Genomic DNA, 22,617 nt, shown 5'->3' on the forward strand with positions numbered 1-22,617 from the left:
AGCATCTGACGGGCAAAATTTTCACCCAACGCATTGAACGTAATAACCTGACGCTCCGCACCCGCATTAAACGGTTGGCTCGTAAAACAATCTGCTTTTCGCGCTCAGTTGAGATCCACGAAAAAGTCATTGGAGCGTTTATCGAGAAACACATGTTCTACTAATTGGAGGCATCACCCGCAGACACCGTCTTACTGGTTGGTATACTAGTTATAATTACTCCGTTTACAAGAGTCGGGCCAAATGCCATTCCGCTTTTAGGAATAAGACTATCAGTAAACCAGAAATGGCATTCAGACGGCCTCAACAAAGTCAACATCCATATATCTTATAACGATTTCTTTTCAGATTTATTCCATATGAACTAGCAATAGCTTCCCCGTGCTGGCGATATTTAGTATCCCGCATCACTATCACAACGCCTATACGATTAATCCTGATTCTGGTAAAGCAGGAGAATAATCAGCAGGTGAAATAATAACGAAATTTTCTGATAATCTTGCCAATCAAAGTGGCGAAGACCCGCTGGCTATCGTGCACATGTTGCTGAAGAATTTGGCCCGCGGGAAGCGGTTGTCACTCTGCGCGACATAATGGAAGCGCGCGCCGGCAATCTGCCGGTTGAAGGAGAAGTGTCGGATCCGAGTCATGGTATTCAGCAAAACGCCGATGCCAGCTGGAGCAACAGCGGCACCATCCCGCTGGATGAGGCTGATTACCCCTCGCTCTCTGCCACTGGAGGACAGGCGTGAGTACCACACCGTCACCGGACTGCGGAGGGAGAGGCTTCAGCGCGTAGCTGCCCACACTCAGCAGCTGACAATTGGTCGCTTTTTATTGCGGATTGATTGAGTAATTAATCACCGGATTCAGACGGTCAGTATTCTGCTCCTGGCCGCCCCGTCCTGACGAAGCGGCCAGCGATTTATGGCCACATCAGTGCTTACCGCTGCCCTGCTGCTTTTTCTGGTCATCCTGCCACTGTCTGAAACGTTTCAGGGCTTCTTCTTTTAGCCGATCGCGCACTACATCATCCAGCTGCAGCGAGTAGGCGGGATTGTTCCAGCTGCCATAAATTCTCAGTGGGATCGGCGTATTTTGCAGACGCTGCACCAGCGGGCTATTGCCCTGCCAGCCGCCGGTGACGGTAATCGCAAACGTCATATCGTTGCTGCGGTGCAAAATGTCGACGCTCCCTTGTCCCTGCAGATTCATAACCGTATTTTGCCCGCGCAGATCCTGCAGGCTAATCACCCCGTTATGCAGGGTGGCGTCGGCAGCCAGCTGGTCTAAACGGGCAGCCCCCTCCTGCTCACTGCTCTGAAGCCCCGGGTCGCTGCGGCGCGCCGCCTGCTGGATCATACGGGCGAAATTCAGCCCGGAAAATTCAGCGTCTTTCAGTAGCAGACTGGCACTTCCCTGCCAGTTCTGGCTGGCAGATTGCAGGCTCAATCCTTTACCGGAAAGTTCTCCCTGGACATTCAGTTTACCACTCAGTACCACCGGCAAATGAAAAGCATTAAGCAACGCAGCCACGTCCAGCCCCTGAATATCAGGCTGCATACTGACCAGGGTGTCCTGACCACGCATATTAATTGTGGCCGGCAGTGAAAAAGCGCCATCGGCGTTTTTCCCGGAAAAGTGCGCAAGCGTCAGCAACCCTTTTTGATTGACCGCGGCAAGCTTGACCTCATTAAATGTCAGGCCCCGCCACTGGAAATTATCCATGGTGATGGCCAGCGTGCCATCCACCTTATTCAGCGGCGAGTTAGCGTTGTGGTAAATAGCGGGCTGGGCGATAACCGGCGGCCGGCCACGACTTAGCGCGGCCTTATTCTGCCCTGGCGGCGTCGCGGCCACGCCCATCAGCGTATCCAGATTCAGATTAGTGGCATGCAGGGTGGCATTAATCTGCGGGAAATCCGCCAGACTGCCGCTGACGCTACCGTCAATCTGGCTGTCATTGGCGCTCAGCATAATATTTTTCAGGCTGAAGCGCTCACCGTCACGCTGCCAGCCGGCCTGAAATGACGCCTGCCCCTTAACCCCATCGCCGGGTAAATCAGGGCCATTAAGCTGATACTGCGCTTCACTGAGGTTGGCCCACAGTCGCGCAGGATACTGACTGACGTCCATATCGCCGTTCAGCGAAAATTGCAGCGTACGCAGATTGCGGCTGAGCTGGCTGCTGAGTTCAAAATGCACCTGACGCGACGATCCCTGTGACATCGAAAGATTGACGCCACGCAGATTTAACTCATTACCATCAGGCTGTTGCCAGATAACCAGGCTATCGCTCAGCTGCAGATTAGCAATATCATAGGACCAGTCGTCATCGAAATCGACCACGTCATTATGATCGCCAGGTCCAGCCGGAGCCCCTTGCGGCCGCTGTTTCTGGCTGTCAGCCGTCAGGCGCAAAACCGCCCCTTTCAGCATAACCTGTTTAACCGACAGCTGGTGAGAAAGCAGCGGCAGTAAGTGCACATCAAGACGCATGTTTTCGGCCGTGACCACCGGTAGCGCCGCGCCAGGCGCTGCCAGCGTCATCCGGCCGGAAAGAATGCTAAGCTGTGGCCAGACATGCCAGCGCAGATCACCGTCAATAGTGAGTTTATAGCCGCTACGCTCTTCGACCTTGCGCGCCATATAACCACGAAAGTCGTTAGGATTTACCAGCAATACCAGCGCGGTCATCCCGGCGGCCAACACCACCACCAGAATGGCAAGTGTGGTGATCAATCGTCTCATGCCGTCCTCTTAAAGGCGTTAGTCTTTATCAATTCTGCTTGCTACTGCGCCCTGCTGGTCGCGGTATTTGGCGTCCTGCCGACGATTATAAGGCCTTGCCGCAGGACCTGAAAGCGGCTCAAAGCTCAGCGCGCCAATCAGCATACCGGGCCGCAGTGCCAGAGGCAGCTTACCTGAATTATAGAACTCAAGCACAATGCGCCCCTGCCAGCCCGGATCGATTCGGTGCGCCGTCACGTGCACCATCAGACCGAGGCGCGCCAGGGAAGAACGTCCGTCAAGCCAGCCCACCAGATCGTCTGGCAAGGTCACCGATTCATAGGTCACCGCCAGCGCCAGTTCGCCGGGATGAAGATAAAACGCCTCGTTTTCCGCCAGTACGATCTCTTCACTCATCACCCGATCAAGCGCGGCGCTGACTTCATCCTTTGGGCCACTCAGATCGATATAGGCAGCAGTGTGTCCGCTGAAAGTGCGAAAACGATTACCGAGACGCACATCCACCGTCGCGCCATTGATTCGCTCGACCGGCGGACGCGGCGTGATTGTCAGTTTGCCATTATCCAGCCAGGCTTCAATATCACGATCGCATAGTCTCATTTAACAACTCCGGACTTTGTCTGAGGATGCGATGACCGCATTCCGGTTAATCCTGTTCAAAAAACTGATTGATTTTGGCCTTCAGAATATCGATAGCAATGCGATTTTTTCCGCCGCGCGGCACGATAATATCGGCATATTGCTTTGATGGCTCAATAAACTGCAAAAACATCGGACGGACGGTTTTCTGATACTGCGACATTACCGAATCCATCGAGCGTCCACGCTCGTTTACATCGCGTTTCATCCGCCGCATCAGGCAGATATCCAGCGGCGTATCAACAAAGATCGAAAAATTCATCTCCTGACGCAGCCGCGCATCGGTCAGTAGCAGAATACCTTCCAGAATAATCACCTTTTTCGGCTGGTGCCGCACTATTTCACCGGTACGGGTATGCTCAACATAACTGTACACCGGGAGATCTATCGCCTGACCGGCCTTCAGCATTTGTAAATGTCTGAGCAGCAAATCATGATCCATCGCGCTGGGATGGTCATAGTTGGTTTTAATACGCTCTTCCATACTCAGATGGCTTTGATCTTTATAGTAAGCATCTTCGGGAATAACGCCGATATGCTCATCTCCCACTTTGTCGCGCACTTCGCGATAGAGCGTACTGGCAATAAGACTTTTACCGGAAGCGGATGCGCCAGCAATACCTACAATAACGCATTGGTGAGACTTGTCAGTCATACAATTAACGACCTGATTTCTAAACGGTGAGAATGGGAGAGATGGCCCGATAGCCAACGGCGACAATTATAGGGATTTCCCCCTTTCTGCGCCAGATAAAATGCGGTATTACGCTTTTCAGATTACGCTGTTAGCCCTGGCAGGATGAAAGTCATAAACTTTGGTTATGTGATTGAGCGCACAGTTTTATCCGACAGTCGTCTTATCCGCCTCACGGTGCGGTCGGCTACGCTAGCAAAAGAAGAAGGAAGTGATGTGTCCTGGAAAACCCTGACCTATTTTGGCGACAGCATGTTGCTGCTCCCGACGGCCATGATTCTGGCTCTGATGATCTGGTTTAAAAGCAGCAACAGCTATACCGCCTGGGACTGGCTGATCACATTCGGGCTGGCAGGGTTGATTGTCAGCCTGTCAAAAATTGCTTTTCTCGGCTTTGGCATCGGCAGTGCACAGTTTAATTTTACCGGGTTTAGCGGGCACAGCACCATGTCAGCCACCCTGTGGCCGGTCATGTTCTGGTTGCTGAGTCACCCCATCGCCCGCCAGCGCTGGCGCGGCGCTATGATTAGCATCGGCTATCTCATCCCGCTGGCGGTCGGCGTATCACGGCTGGTGCTGCATTATCACTCCCCGAGTGAAGTTATCGCCGGACTGGCGCTGGGTTACGCCCTGAGCAGCAGATTTCTCATCGTCCAGCGCCATACCCGTCTTGACGGCTTTTCGCTACGCCAGCTGGGCGCCGCACTGGCAATCCCCCTGATTCTCATCGGCCACGGGCGTATCGCCACGACGCAACAGTTTCTGACCCAGCTTTCGCTACACATTGCCGGAATTGAACATCCCTGGACACGGGAACGCTTGCTGCGACAAGGGAACTAACCTCCCGGTCTGATAGCACCTTATGTTTTCCAGCAGCATAAACCCGAGCGGGCTGCTGGCTTGCGCTTAACGCCCCGCCAGGCTACCCTCCAGCCCCCTGTGGTTTATCAACGGACGCGCGGATGTTTATTGGCTTCGACTATGGTACGGCTAACTGTTCAGTGGCGGTGATGGAAAACGCCGGCCCGCGCCTGCTGCCGCTGGAAAACCACGCGCCGCTGCTGCCGTCAATGCTCTGCGCGCCGGCGCGTGATGCAGTCAGCGAATGGCTGTATCGCCACCATCAGGTGCCGGCTGTGGAAAAAGAGAGCGCCGCGCTGCTGCGCCGCGCATTAAACAACAATCGTGCAGAAGACATTGACGTCGCGGCAAACAGTATTCAGTTTGGCCTGGCCGCGCTGGCGCACTATACGCGCGATCCCGATGAAAGCTGGTTCATAAAATCCCCCAAATCGTTTCTTGGCGCCAGCGGACTGCAACCGGCGCAAATCGCTTTGTTTGAAGATCTGGTCTGCGCCATGATGCTACACATCCGCCAGCAGGCCGAAACCGCATTACAAACCACCATTGATGGCGCCGTGATTGGCCGCCCGGTTAACTTTCAGGGGCTGGGGGGTGAACAAGCCAATCAGCAGGCGCTGGGGATACTGCAGCGCGCGGCACACCGTGCGGGCTTTCGCCAGCTGGCGTTCCAGTTCGAACCGGTGGCTGCGGGGCTGGATTATGAAGCCACACTGCGCGAGGAAAAACGCGTGCTGGTGGTTGATATCGGCGGCGGTACCACCGACTGTTCGCTTTTACTGATGGGGCCTGGCTGGCGACAAAAAACCGATCGCAGCGCCAGCCTGCTGGGCCATAGCGGCTGTCGCGTTGGTGGAAACGACCTCGATATTATGCTGGCATTCAAACAACTGATGCCATTACTGGGCGCCGGTGGCCACACCCGCACAGGCAGTGCCCTGCCCGCTTTACCATGGTGGAATGCGGTGGCCATTAACGATGTCCCGGCGCAAAACGATTTTTATGCCGCGCATAATCGGCGGTTTTTGCAAACATTAATTCGTGATGCCCGGCATGCAGAGAAAGTGCAATATCTGCTAACAGTGTGGCAGCAGCGCCTGAGCCATCGCCTGGTACAGGTTGCTGAAGAGAGCAAAATGGCCCTGTCGCAACAGGCGGCAACTCACGCCAGTCTGGCGTTTATCGCTCCGCAACTCAGCACATTAATAACACAACAGCAGCTGGAACAGGCTATCGCACTGCCACTGGCACGAATACGTGAGCAGATTACGCTGGCACTGGCCTGCAGCAAAACGCCGCCCGACGTGGTCTATCTCACCGGCGGAAGCGCCCGTTCACCGCTGTTACGTACTGCGGTGTCTCAGCTCTTACCACAGACACCGCTGGTTAACGGGGACGATTTCACCTCTGTGACTGCCGGACTGGCACGCTGGGCACATCTGCTATTCGCTAAGCCAGCCGGCTGATAGCCCCTGAGGTCAGCGTCACCTGCCAGTCACCCGGCGCTGGCCTGCGCCAGCAAGGCAATCTGCTGGTCGCTGAGTGTCAGGCGGGTGGCTTTTACCAGCTCATCGAGCTGACTAACGGAGGTGGCGCTCACAATCGGTGCGGTGATCCCCGGTCTGGCAATTTGCCAGGCCAGCGCAACCTGCGTTGGTGAGGCATTATGCGCTTGCGCCACCGCATCAAGCGCAGCAAGAATACGCAGTCCACGCGGATTAAGATATTTTTCCACCACGCCCTGACCTCGTTTGCTTTTAGCGGCATCCTCAGCGTGGCGATACTTGCCGCTCAGAAAGCCGCTGGCCAACGAATAATAATTAATCACTGCCAGCCCGTTATTTTTTGCCACTGCTTCCAGCTCACCTTCATAGCGACTGCGATCGTAAAGATTGTATTCCGGTTGCAGCGTTTCATAACGCGCCAGCCCCTGGTTCTCACTGATTTTCAGCGCCTGCGTCAGGCGTTCAGCCGTATAATTTGAAGCACCGATAATGCGGACTTTTCCTTCGGCAATCAGCGCATCGAAGGTTTCCAGCGTTTCCAGTAACGGGGTATGCGGGTCATCACAGTGAGCCTGATAAAGGTCAACGTAGTCGGTTTGCAAGCGGCGTAGCGATGCGTCGATCGCCTGACGGATATATTTACCGCTCAGTCCGCTACGACCTTCTCCCATGTCCATCCCCACCTTGGTCGCCAGAATAATTTTGTCGCGATTAGCGGTCTTTTTTAACCAGTTCCCAATAATCGTTTCTGATTCACCGCCCTGATTACCCTCGGCCCAGCGTGAATAACAGTCTGCCGTATCAATAAAATTCAGCCCCCGGTCCACCAGTGCGTCCAGCAGGCTAAAAGCGTTGTTCTGGTCGACTGTCCAGCCAAAGACATTGCCGCCAAAGGTTAACGGCGGCACGCTGATATGACTCCTGCCTAACTGACGCTGTGTTAGCTTACTCATTATTACCCTCCTGTGATTACGATTTTGCCATCGCTTAGCATAGCTACACTTTTTATTGTCGTTTTGCAGGAAAGCACATGCCTATTGAGGTTGCAGTGCAAGACTTACAGTAATCTAATCGTTATCCTTAATTCCTTCATTTTTTGGCGCGTTGCGCAGTTTACACTCACCAGGGATATGGCCTGATCAGCAGCATCTCCGGATTTATTATGACTCTCAGGAGAGAAATGATTACCATGAACGGCTTACGTCGCTCGACAAAAACCGGACTTCTGATCCTTATTGTCGTTCTGATTTTCGGTGGACTTTACGGCTGGATGCACCTTCATTCAGGCGATAAACAACCTGCTGACGCCCCAACCAATAAAAGCAAAAATAAAGGTGGCCGTCGTGGCGCCATGGCCAGTCTGCCGCCGGTTCAGGCGGCCAGCGTACAGCAGCAGAGTGTACCACGCTATATCAGCGGCCTGGGCACCGTCAACGCGGCCGGCACCGTAACGGTGCGCAGTCGGGTTGAAGGGTATCTGCAGGCGATACATTTCCATGAAGGTGAATATGTCCAGGCCGGCCAGCTGCTGGCAGAAATTGATCCGCGGCCGTTCCAGGTTGCCCTAATGCAGGCCAGGGGGCAGCTGGCAAAGGATCAGGCAACCCTGGCTAACGCCAGACGCGATCTGTCACGTTATCAGCAACTGGCTAAAACCCATCTGGTTGCCGCCCAGGATGTCGACACGAAACGCGCGCTGGTCGCTGAAACGCTCGGCAGCATCACGGCAGATCAGGGCAGCGTCGCCAGCGCCCAGCTCAATCTGGATTACAGCCGTATTAGCGCCCCGATCGCCGGACGCGTCGGCCTGCGTCAGGTGGATGTCGGCAACTACATTTCCAGTGCGGACAGCAACGGTATTGTGGTCATCACCCAGACGCACCCGGTTGATGTCGTATTCAGCGTACCTGAAAACGATATCAGTGATATTGTCGCCGCCCGAAAAGCCGGTAACGTGCTGAGTGTTGAAGCCTGGGATCGCGGTAATCAGACGCTGCTCGCCAGCGGCAGCCTGCTGAGCATGGATAATCAAATCGATACTACTACCGGCACCCTTAAGCTGAAGGCGCGCTTTACCAACGACAACGATGCCCTGTTTCCCAACCAGTTTGTCAACGCCCGCCTGAAAATAAATACCTTACAGAATGCGCTGGTGATCCCCACCAGCGCGTTGCAAATGGGCAATGAAGGCCATTTTGTCTGGGTAATAAACAGCGACAATAAAGTCAGTAAAAAACAGGTTACCACCGGTATTCAGGACAGTCGCATTGTCGTGATCAGCGCCGGGCTCAATGCCGGGGATCGGGTGGTCACCGACGGTGTCGATCGCCTGACGGATGGCAGCGGCGTCGAGGTGGTTGCCGCACAAACCGCCGGAGACAATGCGGCGAAACGCCTGCCAGTAAAAGGAGAGAGTGACTGATGCAGGTTACTTCTCCTGCTCACGGCGGCGGACCTTCACGCCTGTTTATTCTGCGGCCGGTTGCCACCACCCTGCTGATGATTGCCATTCTGCTGGCAGGATTTATCGGTTACCGTATGCTGCCGGTTTCAGCCTTGCCTCAGGTGGATTATCCCACTATTCAGGTTTCCACATTCTATCCCGGCGCCAGTCCGGATGTGATGACCTCGTCGGTCACCGCGCCCCTGGAACGTCAGTTCGGTCAGATGTCGGGACTCAAGCAAATGGCCTCCCAGAGCGCCGGCGGCGCTTCCGTCATTACCTTACAGTTCGAGCTCACGCTGCCGCTTGACGTCGCCGAACAGGAAGTTCAGGCGGCCATTAACGCCGCCACCAGTCTGTTGCCCAACGATCTGCCCAACCCCCCGGTTTACAGCAAAGTTAACCCGGCCGATCCGCCTATTATGACGCTGGCGGTTACCAGCAGCAGTATGCCGCTGACTCAGGTTCAGGACATGGTTGAAACCCGGGTCGCACAGAAAATATCCCAGGTGGCCGGCGTTGGTCTGGTCACCCTCGGCGGCGGCCAGCGCCCGGCGGTGCGAGTAAAGATGAACGCCCCGGCAATTGCCGCCCTCGGACTGGATAGCGACACCCTGCGTACCGCTATCAGCAATGCCAACGTTAATTCTGCCAAAGGCAGCCTCGACGGTCCGACCCGTGCCGTTACCCTTTCCGCCAACGATCAAATGACCTCAGCGGATGATTATCGCCGTCTGGTGATTGCCTGGCATAATGGCGCGCCGGTACGGCTGGGTGACGTTGCCACGATTGAACAGGACGCCGAAAATCTGTGGCTCGGTGCCTGGGCTAACCGGCAACCGGCCATTATACTGAATATCCAGCGCCAGCCGGGTGCCAATATCATTGAAACCGCCGACAGCATCCAGCGCATGCTGCCTGCCCTCACCGCCTCGCTGCCTAAATCGGTTGAAGTAAATGTACTGACCGATCGCACCCGGAATATCCGTGCCTCCGTCAGCGATACCCAGTTTGAATTACTGCTGGCGGTGGCGCTGGTGGTCATGATTATCTATCTGTTTTTACGCAATCTTGCTGCGACAATTATCCCGGCGGTAGCAGTACCGCTGTCGCTGATCGGCACCTTTGCCGCAATGTATTTTCTCGGATTTTCGGTCAATAACCTGACGCTGATGGCCCTGACTATTGCCACCGGATTTGTCGTCGATGATGCCATCGTGGTCATTGAAAATATTTCGCGCTATATCGAAAGAGGTGACAGTCCGCTCAATGCAACCCTGAAGGGTGCCGGGGAAATTGGCTTCACCATTATTTCACTGACATTCTCACTGATTGCGGTGCTCATCCCGCTGCTATTTATGGGCGATATTGTCGGCCGCCTGTTTCGTGAATTCGCCATTACCCTTGCCGTGGCTATTCTCATCTCAGCGGCGATCTCGCTGACCCTGACACCGATGATGTGCGCGCGGCTGTTACGTGCCGAATCGTTGCGCCATCAGAACCGTTTTTCCCGCGCCAGCGAGGCCTTTTTTAGCCGGGTAATTGCCGGCTATGGCCGCCTGCTGGTACGGGTACTCAACCATCCATGGCTGACGCTTGGCGTCGCGCTCAGCACCTTACTGCTGAGTATTGTGCTGTGGATATTTATTCCGAAAGGTTTCTTCCCGCTGCAGGATAACGGCATTATTCAGGGTACATTACAGGCCCCCCAGGATATCTCATGGCAAAAAATGGCTCAGCGTCAGCAGGAAGTGGCCTCCATCGTCATGAAAGATCCGGCAGTACAGAGTGTTGCCGCCTTTGGCGGCGTCGACGGCGTGAACCCTGCGCTTAACAGTGGCCGCCTGCAGATAAACCTGCGCCCGCTGAGTCAGCGCCATGACAGCATGCAGACGGTGATCACCCGCTTGCAGCATCAGGTTTCCCGCCTGCCGGGCATGACGCTCTATCTGCAGCCAGTACAGGATCTGACGATTGATACCCAGCTAAGCCGTACTCAGTATCAGTTCACGTTACAGGCAGGTTCACTGACGTCACTGAGCCGCTGGGTACCGCCGCTGCTAGAAAAACTGCATCAGCTTCCCCAACTGAAAGATATCAGTAGCGACTGGCAGGATAAGGGTCTGGAAGCGTATATCCGGGTAGACCGTGATAACGCCAGCCGCCTCGGCATCACCATGGCCGCGGTAGATAATGCCCTGTATGACGCGTTCGGTCAGCGGCTGATTTCAACTATCTATACCCAGGCCAACCAGTATCGTGTGGTACTGGAACAGGATACCGGCAGCACACCAGGCCTGTCTGCGCTGGGCAATGTGCGGCTGAAAAGCAGTGACGGTAGCATCGTACCGCTCAGTGCTATCGCCAGCATCGATCAGCGCCATGGTGCCCTGACCATTAACCATCTCGACCAGTTTCCGGCAACCACATTGTCATTTAATGTCGCCGCCGGCTATTCTCTGGGCGACGCGGTAGCCGCCATCAGCAATGCCGAACAGTCACTGGCAATGCCGGCAGAAATCATGACCCGCTTTCAGGGCAGCACGCTGGCCTTTGAAAGTGCATTATCCAGCACGGTCTGGCTGGTGATCGCCGCAATAGTGGCTATGTATATCGTGCTGGGGATTTTGTATGAAAGCTTCATTCATCCGATCACTATTCTGTCCACCCTGCCAACGGCCGGCGTTGGCGCGCTGCTGGCGCTGTTAATCAGTGGCAGTGAGCTCGATGTTATTGCCATTATCGGCATTATTTTGCTGATTGGTATCGTTAAGAAAAACGCCATTATGATGATCGATTTCGCCCTGGCGGCGGAACGTGAACAGGCCATGACGGCACGTGAAGCGATCTACCAGGCCTGCCTGCTGCGTTTTCGCCCCATTCTGATGACCACGCTGGCGGCGCTGCTCGGCGCCCTGCCGCTGATGCTGGCGACGGGAATCGGTGCAGAACTGCGCCGGCCGCTGGGGATTGCCATGGTCGGAGGCCTGATTGTCAGCCAGATTCTGACCCTGTTTACCACCCCGGTGATCTATCTGCTGTTTGACCGTCTGGCAAACGGCCGCCGCCGTCAGTCGCCACAGCAGGAGGCCTGATGCCGTTTTTTGCGCTGTTTATCCATCGGCCGGTGGCCACGCTGTTGCTGACCCTGGCCATTGTGATGGCCGGTCTGCTCGGTTTTCGTTTGTTGCCGGTAGCGCCGTTACCACAGGTTGATTTTCCGGTAATTGTGGTCAGCGCAAACCTGCCCGGTGCCGCACCGGAAACCATGGCCTCATCGGTTGCCACCCCGCTGGAACGGGCGCTGGGCCGCATTGCCGGCGTCAGCGAAATGACATCCACCAGCTCACTGGGCAGTACCCGGGTGATTCTGGTTTTCGACTTTGACCGTGATATTAACGGTGCCGCCCGTGACGTACAGGCTGCACTGAACGCAGCACAAAGCTTGCTACCCAGCGGCATGCCTAATCGTCCGACCTACCGTAAAGTTAATCCTTCCGATGCCCCCGTCATGATAATGACGTTAACCTCGGAAACCTATAATACCGGCCAGCTTTACGATTTTGCCTCCACTCAGGTGGCGCAAAAGCTGTTGCAGGTGCAAGGCGTCGGTGACGTAACCGTTGGCGGCAGCTCACTGCCGGCAGTAAGAGTGGATCTGAATCCACAAGCATTATTTAACCAGGGCGTTTCGCTGGATGCGGTGCGGGAAGCCATCAGCAACGCCAATCAGCGTCGTCCTCAGGGCGCCATTGAAGACAACAATCAACGCTGGCAGTTAAAAACCAATGATGCGCTGATAAAAGCGGAAGATTATATGCCGCTGATTGTGCATTATCATCAGGGGGCGGCGGTCCGCCTGCAGGATGTCGCCCGCGTCACCGATTCAGTACAGGATGTACGCAACGCCGGCATGGCAGATGCGAAACCGGCGGTATTAATGCTGATCCGTAAAGCCCCCGACGCCAATGTGATTGAAACCGTCGACCGTATTCGCGCCGCCTTACCGGCGGTGCGCGACAGTCTTCCGGCGGCCATTCATCTTGGTCTGGCACAGGATCGCTCCCCCACTATCCGGGCGTCACTGCACGAGGTGGAACGATCGCTGGCGATCGCCGTTGCGCTGGTGGTACTGGTGGTGTTTAGTTTTTTGCGCAACGGGCGGGCAACGCTGATACCGGCGGTGGCAGTGCCGGTATCACTGATTGGCACCTTTGCTGCCATGTACCTGTGCGGATTTAGCCTCAATAATCTGTCACTGATGGCCCTGACAATCGCCACCGGTTTTGTGGTGGATGATGTTATCGTGGTGCTGGAGAATATCTCCCGCCATATTGAAGCCGGATTAAAACCGCTACAGGCGGCACTACAGGGCACTCGCGAAGTTGGCTTTACCGTACTGTCAATGAGCCTGTCGCTGATTGCGGTATTTTTGCCGCTGGTGCTGATTGGCGATCTGATCGGGCGTTTCTTCACCGAGTTTGCCGTTACGCTGTCGGTGGCTATTGCCATCTCAATGTTGCTTTCCGTCACCCTGACCCCGATGCTGTGCGCCAGATTGCTGCGTCCGCAGCAGGCACGCAGTCAGCGACGTATCCGCGGCTTTGGCCGGCTGACTCACCGCCTGCAACAGGGCTATGCACGCTCACTTAACTGGGTGCTTAATCATGCCCGCTGGATACTGGCCCTGTTTGTCACCACTATTGGCCTGACTATCTGGCTTTATATTGTGGTGCCAAAAACCTTTATGCCGGAGCAGGATACCGGTCGCCTGCTGGGATTTATTCAGGCCGATCAGAGTATCTCCTTTCAGGCTATGCGCAGTAAGCTGGAAAATTTTATGACCATTGTCCGCGCCGATCCGGCGGTGAATAGCGTGGTCGGCTTTACCGGCGGGTCGCGCAGTAACAGCGGCTTAATGTTTGTTGCCCTGAAACCGCTGGCCGTACGTCATGACAGTGCGCAGGCGGTTATCAGCCGACTGCGACAGAAACTGGCCAGGGAACCTGGTGCCAACCTCTACCTGATGGCCGAGCAGGATCTTCACCTGGGTGGCCGTGAATCTAACGCCGGCTATCAGTACACCCTGCTTTCGGATAACCTGACGGACCTGCGCCACTGGGGACCGAAAATACGCCAGGCATTTTCACAGTTACCGCAACTGGCTGATGTCAATTCTGATCAGCAGGATAAAGGCGCGGAACTGGCGCTAATCTATGACCGTGACGCCATGGCACGGCTGGGTATCAGCACCGAACAAACCAACGCCTTACTGAACAACGCCTTTGGTCAGCGACAAATTTCCACCATCTATCAGCCGGTCAACCAGTATAAAGTGGTGCTGGAGGTGGCGCCGCGTTATACCAGGGATGTCAGCGCACTGACTCAGATGTTTGTCATTAACAATCAAGGCAAAGCGATCCCGCTTTCCGCCTTTTCGCGCTGGCAGCCGGCTAATGCGCCGTTATCAGTGGATCATGAAGGGCTTTCCGCCGCCACCACCCTCTCCTTCAATCTGCCGGAAGGCGGTACGCTGTCGGCGGCCTCTGCTGCCATCGAACGGACCATGACTGCGCTCGGCGTCCCGGCCAGCATCCGTGGCTCCTTTGCCGGCACTGCACAAGCCTATGAACAGTCGCAGGGTAACCAGCTGTTACTGATGTTTGCCGCCATCGCCAGCGTCTATATCGTGCTGGGAATACTTTATGAAAGTTACGTCCATCCTCTGACCATTCTTTCAACCCTGCCGTCGGCCGGGGTTGGCGCCCTGCTGGCGCTAATCCTGTTTGCTACCCCGTTCAGCCTTATCGCCTTAATTGGTATTTTATTGCTGATAGGCATTGTCAAAAAGAACGCCATTATGATGGTTGATTTTGCCCTCGTCGCCCAGCGCTCAGGGCAGCTCAGCGCCCGTGATGCTATTTTTCAGGCCAGCCTGATGCGTTTTCGTCCCATCCTGATGACCACCCTGGCCGCCCTGTTTGGCGCTCTGCCGCTGGCGCTAAGTCACGGCGATGGTGCCGAGTTGCGCCAGCCTCTTGGCATCACCATTGTCGGGGGACTGGTGATGAGCCAGCTGCTGACGCTATACACCACGCCGGTGGTTTACCTTTATATGGATAAGCTACGGCGCCGGCGGCGCAAAGCTGACATCCCGGTACTGAAGTGAGGATGCGCAATGGATAAACCGGATCGGTCAGCGACACAGGCCGTCTCATCACCCCGCCTGCGCTGGCAATTGTGGATCGTCACCATCGGGTTTTTTATGCAAACCCTGGACACCACCATTGTGAATACTGCGCTGCCGGCCATGGCCCATAGTCTGCAACAAAATCCGCTGCACATGCATTCAGTGATTGTCGCCTATGTGCTGACGGTTGCAGTAACCCTGCCGCTTAGCGGCTGGCTGGCCGATCGCTTCGGTGTCCGTAACGTTTTTTTCAGCGCGATTGTCCTGTTCAGCGTCGGTTCACTGTTTTGTGCTGCCGCAACCACGCTACACCAGTTATTGCTAGCCCGGGTGATTCAGGGGATTGGCGGCGCAATGATGGTGCCGGTAGGCCGGCTGACGGTGATGAAGCTGGTACCACGTGAACAGTACATGTCAGCCATGACGCTGGTAACCCTGCCGGGCCAGATTGGCCCGTTACTGGGACCGGCGCTGGGCGGTCTGCTGGTTGAATATGCCAGCTGGCACTGGATATTTTTAATTAACCTGCCGGTAGGCCTGATTGGCGCAGTCGCCACGTTATGGTTACTGCCGAATATTTCCCTGCCGCCAGGACGTTTTGATTTTAAAGGTTTTTTCCTTTTAGCTCTCGCCATGGCTACCCTGACGCTGGCACTGGACGCTCACCAACAAGCCGCCGTCAACAGCCTGTGGGTCAGTGTGCAGGTTATGGTCGGAGTAAGCGCCGTTCTGCTCTATTTATGGCACGCACGAGGCAATGATAATGCGTTGTTCAGTCTGAAATTATTTAAACAGCCGATTTTTTCAATCGGGCTGGCGGGCAGCTTTAGCGGCCGTATTGGTAGCGCAATGTTGCCATTTATGGCACCGCTATTTCTGCAAATTGCTATGGGCTTCACGCCATTTCATGCCGGTCTGATGATGATCCCAATGGTGCTTGGCAACATGAGTATAAAGCGGCTGGTTGTGCAACTGGTTAATTATTTTGGCTACCGTAATACCCTGACCGGCAGTACCCTAGCACTGGCGCTGGTTGTGTTGATGTTTCCCGTCAGTGCCCTGCTGCATCTGCCATGGCTGCTGCCACCGGTGCTGTTTTTACAGGGGATGATTAACGGGGTGCGTTTTTCCGCTATGAACACCCTGACGCTAAAAGAATTACCGGAACAACTGGCCAGCAGCGGTAACAGCATGATGTCCATGTCTCAACAGCTGACCATGAGCATAGGCGTGACCATTGCCGGCATCATTCTCGGGGCGTTCGCTCATCAGACCCTGGCCGGCCCGGCAGATATCCATCTGGCCTTTATCAAAAGCTGGTTTTGCATTGCGTTGATCATTGCCCTGCCGGCATTGATATTTCTTCGCGTGCCTAAAAATGTCAGTAAAAACACGGTGCTGGTCCAGCATAAAAGGGGGAAATAATGCTGAAAAAATTGCGCCTCGGTATCAGCGCCAAGCTTTTTATCGCCATTTTTTCCACCTGCATGCTGATTCTGTTCCTGATGCACTGGGTGGTGCGCCTCAGCTTCGAACAGGGGTTTATCGATTATATTAAACGCGGAAATGAACAACGCATTAGCCTGTTAAGCGACGCGCTGGCGGAGCAATATCAGCAGCACAACAATAACTGGGCCTTTCTGCGCAAAGATGATCGGCTGGTATTTCGTATGTTGCGCTCATTCGAACAGAATCCGGATGCCAATAATCCCTTTCCGCCACACGGCTGGCGCACCATGTTCTGGGTGCTGGACCCGCAGCATAATGTTATCGTCGGCCCGCATTCAGCCCCGCCGACAGACGGCCCGCGCCACGCGATTAAAACCGAAAACGGCGAGGTGGCAGGCTGGGTCGTCAGTACCCCGGTGGAGCGTCTGACACGCAGCGCAGATATCAATTTCGATCTGCAACAGCGCCACACCAGCTGGATAATCGTTGCGCTGGCAACCCTGCTGGCGGCGCTGGTCACCTGGCTATTATCACGCGGTCTGCTGGCGCCGGTGAAACGACTGGTGCAAGGCACCCATCAGCTCTCTGCCGGCAACTTTGCCAGTCGGGTGACCGTCAGCAGCCAGGATGAGCTGGGGCGGCTGGCACAGGATTTCAACCGGCTGGCGGGCACCCTGGAAAAAAATGAGCATATGCGCCGCGCATTTATGGCGGACATTTCTCATGAACTGCGTACCCCGCTGGCTATCCTGCGTGGTGAGCTTGAAGCCTTACAGGATGGCGTGCGTAAACTCACGCCGGCGTCCATCCTCTCTCTGCAAAGCGAAGTAGCCACCCTGACCAAGCTGGTGGAGGATCTGCATCAGCTTTCGCTGTCTGATGAAGGTGCGCTGGCCTATCGCAAAAAAAATATCGACCTTGTCGCCCTGCTGGAAATGACCACCGGTGCATTTCGTGACAGGTTCAGCAGCCAGCAGATCCGGCTGGAGATGTATTTGCCTGCATCGGCCCCTCTGTTTGGCGACCCGGATCGGCTTTTCCAGTTATTGACCAACCTGCTGGAAAACAGCCTGCGTTACAGTGATGCCGGCGGTCAGCTGCGTATCAGGCTAAGTCCGGCAGCCAGCGGCTGGTTGCTCAGTTTTGACGATACGCCCCCCGGCGTCAGCGACCCGCACCTGCAACAGATTTTTCAACGCTTCTTTCGCAGCGAAGCATCGCGCAGTCGCGCCAGCGGCGGTTCCGGCCTTGGTCTGGCTATTTGTCAGAACATCGTCGAGGCCCATGACGGAAAAATCAGCGCCGCGCACTCAGATTTAGGTGGTCTGCGGATTGAGGTACACTTTCCTGGCTAACATTATTAACGGGCCTGACCATCGAGACAGGAAAGCTGAGGATGAGTGAACAACAACAAGCACCGCTGGTTCTGGTGGTGGAGGATGAACCTAAGCTTGGCCAGCTGCTGGTAGATTACCTGCAAGCAGCCAGTTACCGCAGTCACCACCTGCTGCGCGGCGACCAGGTGCTGGATTTTATTCATACAACGCCGCCGGATCTGCTGATGCTCGACCTGATGCTACCCGGCACCGATGGCCTGACGCTGTGCCGGGAAATTCGCCGGTTTTCCGACCTGCCGATCATCATGGTTACCGCTAAAACGGAAGAAATCGATCGCCTGCTCGGTCTGGAAATCGGCGCCGATGACTATATCTGTAAACCGTTCAGCCCGCGGGAAGCGGTGGCGCGGGTGAAAACCATCTTAAAGCGGGTTCATCGCGCCATGCCGGAAGCGCAAAAGCAGTCGCCGCTGGTGGTAGATGAGAGCCGTTTTCTCGCCAGCTGGGACAGCCAGCCCCTCGATCTAACGCCGGCAGAGTTTCGTCTGCTAAAAACCCTGTCACAGCAGCCGGGCAAAGTGTTTAGCCGGGAACAGCTGCTGAATCATTTATATGACGATTACCGGGTGGTCACCGATCGTACCATCGACAGTCATATTAAGAATTTGCGGCGTAAGCTGGAATCGCTGGATGCCGGCCAGTCATTTATTCGCGCAGTCTATGGCATAGGCTATCGCTGGGAAGCAGATATCTGCCGGATGATCTGAACAACATTGATCTGCAGCAAAGATGCGCCTGCCGTCTGCCCCTAGACTTTCCGGTCCTTCCCCATACGGGGATCTGACCTGACATCAGACGGACTATTATGACCAAACCGGAACTGCTCTCACCGGCGGGCTCACTGAAAAACATGCGTTATGCCTTCGCTTATGGCGCCGACGCAGTGTATGCCGGCCAGCCTCGTTACAGCCTGCGGGTACGTAATAACGAATTCACACACCAGAATCTGGCCATCGGCATCAGTGAAGCCCATGCCGCCGGGAAAAAATTCTACGTGGTAGTCAACATCGCCCCGCACAATGCCAAACTGAAAACCTTTATTCGCGACCTGACGCCGGTTGTCGCTATGGCACCGGATGCACTGATTATGTCCGATCCCGGATTAATTATGCTGGTGCGTGACGCCTTTCCCGAGGTGAATATTCACCTTTCCGTACAGGCGAATGCCGTTAACTGGGCAACGGTACGTTTCTGGCAGCAGATGGGGCTCAGCCGGGTCATTCTGTCACGTGAATTATCGCTGGAAGAGATTGAAGAAATTCGTCTGCAGGTGCCGGAAATGGAACTGGAAGTTTTCGTACATGGCGCCCTTTGCATGGCCTATTCCGGCCGCTGCCTGCTGTCCGGCTACATCAACAAACGTGACCCTAATCAGGGCACCTGTACCAATGCCTGCCGTTGGGATTACAAGGTCAGTCCGGCACAGCAGGATGATAGCGGTAATATCGCGGCGCAACCAACGCTGGGACTTGGAGCCCCGAGCAATGCGTTAGTTGTGCTGGCTGATCGCCAGCGCCCGGACGAGCCCATGCCAGCCTTTGAAGATGAGCATGGCACCTATATCCTTAATTCCCGTGATCTGCGGGCAGTGGAACATATTCAGCGCCTTAGCGCCCTCGGCGTCGCCTCCGTGAAAATTGAAGGCCGCACTAAATCGTTCTTTTACTGCGCACGTACCGCTCAGGTATATCGCCAGGCCATTGATGACGCCGCCGCCGGTAAACCTTTTGATAGCACGCTACTCAGTATCCTTGATGGACTGGCCAACCGTGGTTATACCGAAGGCTTTCTGCGTCGTCATACTCATGACAGCTATCAAAACTACCAGCACGGCTATTCGCTCTCCCATCAACAGCAGTTTGTCGGAGAATTCAGCGGCGAAGGTCGCGATGGACTGGCAGAAGTTATCGTTAAAAACCGTTTTGCGCTGGGTGATAGCCTGGAATTGATGACACCTGCCGGCAATGTACAATTCAGGCTGGACACCTTGCTGGATGGCAAAGACCAGCCGATGGCGGTTGCCCCCGGTGATGGTTATCGGGTCTGGCTGCCGGTTGCCGGGGAGCTGGACCTGCGCTGGGCGCTGCTGTTACGCAATCTCAACGCAGGCTCAACACGCCAGCCTGTCAGCGCGGCAGAGTAATTCTCTGTTACATTATTTAGAATTCGATCACATTTCAGCTATCGTGATCCGGCTATTATTAAGCCTGCTAAGAACGAGCATCAAAAAGCAAACCGGTTTCACAGAAACCACCTCATTGGCCCGTCCGGCTCCCCCGAACGGGCTTTTCTTTTGCCCCTCAACCATCCTCCTGCACCAGGTTATGCTATAACTTTGCACATATCGCGATATTTTTCAGGAAATTAACATGGAAAAGCATAACCGCACTCTTCTGATCCTTAACGGTAAAGGTGCCAATAATGATAGCTTACGTCAGGCTGTGACGGCCTTACGTAAGCAGGGCTGGATCATTGATGTTCGCGTGACCTGGGAACACGGCGATGGACAGCGCTATGTCAATGAGGCCTTCGCGCTGGATGCCAGTACCGTGGTGGCTGGCGGTGGTGACGGCACCATTAATGAAGTTGCCACCGCGCTGGTGGCGCTGCCAGCGAATAAACGCCCGGTGCTGGCCATTTTACCTCTCGGCACAGCAAACGATTTTGCCACCAGCGCCGGTATCCCGACTGAGATGGAAAATGCCCTGCGCCTGGCATTAATCGGCAAAGCCACGCCGATCGATCTGGCTCAGGTGAACAACAGCCGCTACTTTATTAATATGGCCACCGGCGGTTTTGGAACCCGGATTACCAGCGAAACGCCAGAGCGGCTCAAATCTGCGCTGGGCGGCGTTTCCTATTTTATTCATGGACTGATGCGCATGGATACCCTGAAGGCCGACCAGTGCACTATCCGCGGTGCAGATTTTGAATGGCAGGGGGAAGCGCTGGCGATTGGCGTAGGCAACGGCCGTCAGGCCGGCGGGGGGCAGCGTTTATGCCCTGACGCGCTGGTCAACGATGGTCTGCTTGCGCTCAGTATTGTCACCGCCCAGGAAATGGTGCCTACCCTGCTGAATGCGGTGTTTGGTAATGATGATGATAACCCGAATATTACCCGGGCATCGCTGCCGTGGCTGACCATCCATGCCCCCCATGAAATGACCTTTAATCTGGATGGTGAACCGCTGACAGGCACTGATTTTCGTATTGAAATAATCCCCGCCGCCCTTTACTGTCGCCTGCCGCCAGACTGTTCGTTACTGGCCTGAGCGAGCCGCTGCAGGTGGCGTCAGCGCAATAACGCCACCGTTGCCAGACGCCTGCCTTCCCTTAACCTTCTGTGATTTTTCGGCACTGAGCCGTGACAACCTTTGTGATCGCGATCGGATAACAACCGCACAATACTTGTATGGTAGTAAGACTAGTTCTACATTTTTGTCATTACTCCTGTCGCCATGGAATCGCCAGAATGAAAATTGTCAAAGCCGATGTGTTCGTCACCTGCCCGGGGCGTAATTTCGTTACCCTCAAAATCACCACCGACGAGGGGCTTACCGGGATTGGCGATGCCACCCTTAACGGCCGCGAACTGGCGGTGGTGTCATACCTGAAAGAGCATCTTTGCCCTCAGCTTATCGGCCGTAATGCCCATCAGATTGAAGATATCTGGCAGTATTTTTACAAAGGGGCTTACTGGCGTCGCGGGCCGGTAACCATGACCGCCATCTCCGCCATAGACATGGCGCTGTGGGATATTAAAGGTAAAGCCGCCGGTATGCCGCTGTATCAGCTGCTCGGCGGGGCGTCCCGCAACGGGGTGATGGTTTATTGTCATACCACCGGCCACAGTATTGACGAAGTGCTCGACGACTACGCCAGACACAAAGAGCAAGGGTTTAAAGCCATCCGCGTACAGTGCGCTATCCCCGGCATGAAAACCACCTACGGGATGGCGAAAGGGAAAGGACTGGCCTATGAACCGGCAACCAAGGGCAGCTGGCCGGAAGAACAAATCTGGTCAAGCGAGAAATATCTCGACTTTACCCCACGTTTATTTGCCGCCGTACGGGAAAAATTTGGTTTTGACGAACATTTACTGCATGACATGCATCACCGCCTGACGCCGATAGAAGCCGCGCGTTTTGGCAAAAGCGTTGAACCTTATCGCCTGTTCTGGATGGAAGACCCTACGCCGGCCGAAAATCAGGCCTGCTTTCGCTTAATCCGCCAGCATACCGTGACGCCAATTGCGGTGGGGGAGGTTTTTAACAGTATCTGGGACTGTAAACAGCTGATTGAAGAACAGCTAATCGACTATATCCGTACCACCATCACCCATGCCGGCGGCATTACCGCGATGCGGCGCATTGCCGATTTTGCCGCACTTTATCAGGTGCGAACCGGTTCGCACGGACCTTCCGATTTATCGCCGGTTTGTCATGCCGCGGCGCTGCATTTTGATCTCTGGGTGCCCAATTTTGGCGTTCAGGAATATATGGGCTATTCACCACAGATGCTTGAGCTCTTTAATACCCAGTGGCAGTTTGAAAATGGCTATATGCATCCGGGGGATGCGCCAGGACTGGGGATTGAATTTAATGAAAAACTGGCGGCGAAATATCCTTATGAACCGGCATGTCTGCCGGTTGCCCGGCTGGAAGACGGCACTTTATGGAACTGGTAAT

At 55.1% G+C, this 22,617-nt stretch carries 17 protein-coding genes; 13 read left to right on the forward strand and 4 right to left on the reverse strand.

The window, feature by feature from the left end; translation table 11 throughout:
- Window positions 1-164 (forward strand): IS1 family transposase (locus tag BL249_RS14905; RefSeq protein ID WP_241898819.1); only part of this gene is annotated, 164 nt, incomplete at its 5' end.
- Between the two features lie 429 nt (window positions 165-593).
- On the forward strand, window positions 594-752 hold the full coding sequence (locus BL249_RS19035) for a hypothetical protein (RefSeq protein WP_158233089.1): 159 nt from the start codon (window positions 594-596) through the stop codon (window positions 750-752).
- A gap of 184 nt (window positions 753-936) precedes the next feature.
- Here BL249_RS19035 and asmA read toward each other — a convergent pair whose 3' ends face one another.
- Genes asmA through udk form a run of 3 tightly spaced genes read right to left on the reverse strand, consistent with a single transcriptional unit; the run spans window position 937 to window position 4,045 of the window.
- On the reverse strand, window positions 937-2,751 hold the full coding sequence (gene asmA, locus BL249_RS14910; RefSeq protein ID WP_099705672.1) for an outer membrane assembly protein AsmA: 1,815 nt from the start codon (window positions 2,749-2,751) through the stop codon (window positions 937-939).
- Window positions 2,752-2,769: 18 nt separating this feature from the next.
- A complete protein-coding gene (dcd, locus tag BL249_RS14915; RefSeq protein WP_099705673.1) occupies window positions 2,770-3,351 on the reverse strand; it encodes a dCTP deaminase in 582 nt (193 codons plus the stop codon).
- Between the two features lie 46 nt (window positions 3,352-3,397).
- Window positions 3,398-4,045 carry a uridine kinase gene (gene udk / locus BL249_RS14920; RefSeq protein WP_099705674.1) on the reverse strand — a complete coding sequence of 216 codons (648 nt, stop codon included), beginning with the start codon at window positions 4,043-4,045 and terminating at the stop codon, window positions 3,398-3,400.
- Between the two features lie 255 nt (window positions 4,046-4,300).
- Here udk and BL249_RS14925 point away from each other — a divergent pair, with 255 nt between their 5' ends.
- Together BL249_RS14925 and yegD are read left to right on the forward strand one after the other, a co-directional pair.
- Window positions 4,301-4,924, forward strand: a complete 624-nt coding sequence (locus BL249_RS14925; protein ID WP_099705714.1) for a phosphatase PAP2 family protein — start codon at window positions 4,301-4,303, stop codon at window positions 4,922-4,924.
- A gap of 122 nt (window positions 4,925-5,046) precedes the next feature.
- On the forward strand, window positions 5,047-6,411 hold the full coding sequence (gene yegD / locus BL249_RS14930; RefSeq protein WP_099705675.1) for a molecular chaperone: 1,365 nt from the start codon (window positions 5,047-5,049) through the stop codon (window positions 6,409-6,411).
- Window positions 6,412-6,440: 29 nt separating this feature from the next.
- Here the strand turns inward: yegD and BL249_RS14935 are convergent, their stop codons facing one another.
- A complete protein-coding gene (locus BL249_RS14935; protein ID WP_099705676.1) occupies window positions 6,441-7,403 on the reverse strand; it encodes an aldo/keto reductase in 963 nt (320 codons plus the stop codon).
- A gap of 236 nt (window positions 7,404-7,639) precedes the next feature.
- Here BL249_RS14935 and BL249_RS14940 point away from each other — a divergent pair, with 236 nt between their 5' ends.
- The 9 genes from BL249_RS14940 to manD all read left to right on the forward strand — a co-directional run bounded on the left by BL249_RS14940 (window position 7,640) and on the right by manD (window position 22,616).
- Window positions 7,640-8,872 carry an MdtA/MuxA family multidrug efflux RND transporter periplasmic adaptor subunit gene (locus BL249_RS14940; protein WP_099705715.1) on the forward strand — a complete coding sequence of 411 codons (1,233 nt, stop codon included), beginning with the start codon at window positions 7,640-7,642 and terminating at the stop codon, window positions 8,870-8,872.
- Entirely contained in the window at window positions 8,872-11,988 is a 3,117-nt protein-coding gene (locus BL249_RS14945; protein ID WP_099705677.1) for an MdtB/MuxB family multidrug efflux RND transporter permease subunit, read from the forward strand. Before BL249_RS14940 ends, BL249_RS14945 begins: the two co-directional genes overlap by 1 nt.
- Window positions 11,988-15,062: a multidrug efflux RND transporter permease subunit MdtC gene (gene mdtC / locus BL249_RS14950; protein ID WP_099705678.1), complete on the forward strand. Its 3,075-nt coding sequence runs from the start codon at window positions 11,988-11,990 to the stop codon at window positions 15,060-15,062. Before BL249_RS14945 ends, mdtC begins: the two co-directional genes overlap by 1 nt.
- A gap of 9 nt (window positions 15,063-15,071) precedes the next feature.
- The gene (gene mdtD / locus BL249_RS14955; protein WP_099705679.1) at window positions 15,072-16,508 is read left to right on the forward strand and encodes a multidrug transporter subunit MdtD; all 1,437 of its coding nucleotides are present in this window, start codon (window positions 15,072-15,074) and stop codon (window positions 16,506-16,508) included.
- Complete coding sequence (baeS, locus tag BL249_RS14960) at window positions 16,508-17,887, forward strand: envelope stress sensor histidine kinase BaeS (RefSeq protein ID WP_099716803.1); 1,380 nt, start codon at window positions 16,508-16,510, stop codon at window positions 17,885-17,887. Before mdtD ends, baeS begins: the two co-directional genes overlap by 1 nt.
- Before the next feature lie 41 nt (window positions 17,888-17,928).
- Window positions 17,929-18,636 (forward strand): envelope stress response regulator BaeR, encoded by a 708-nt coding sequence (baeR, locus tag BL249_RS14965; protein ID WP_099705680.1) that lies wholly within the window; start codon window positions 17,929-17,931, stop codon window positions 18,634-18,636.
- Between the two features lie 98 nt (window positions 18,637-18,734).
- Window positions 18,735-20,072 carry a prephenate-dependent tRNA uridine(34) hydroxylase TrhP gene (gene trhP / locus BL249_RS14970; RefSeq protein WP_099705681.1) on the forward strand — a complete coding sequence of 446 codons (1,338 nt, stop codon included), beginning with the start codon at window positions 18,735-18,737 and terminating at the stop codon, window positions 20,070-20,072.
- A 226-nt stretch (window positions 20,073-20,298) separates the two neighbouring features.
- A complete protein-coding gene (gene yegS, locus BL249_RS14975; RefSeq protein WP_099705682.1) occupies window positions 20,299-21,201 on the forward strand; it encodes a lipid kinase YegS in 903 nt (300 codons plus the stop codon).
- 200 nt (window positions 21,202-21,401) lie between these two features.
- Complete coding sequence (manD, locus tag BL249_RS14980; protein WP_099705683.1) at window positions 21,402-22,616, forward strand: D-mannonate dehydratase ManD; 1,215 nt, start codon at window positions 21,402-21,404, stop codon at window positions 22,614-22,616.
- Window position 22,617 lies beyond the last annotated feature (1 nt).

It is taken from the genome of Erwinia sp. OLFS4 (assembly GCF_002752165.1).
Classification (GTDB): domain Bacteria; phylum Pseudomonadota; class Gammaproteobacteria; order Enterobacterales; family Enterobacteriaceae; genus Izhakiella.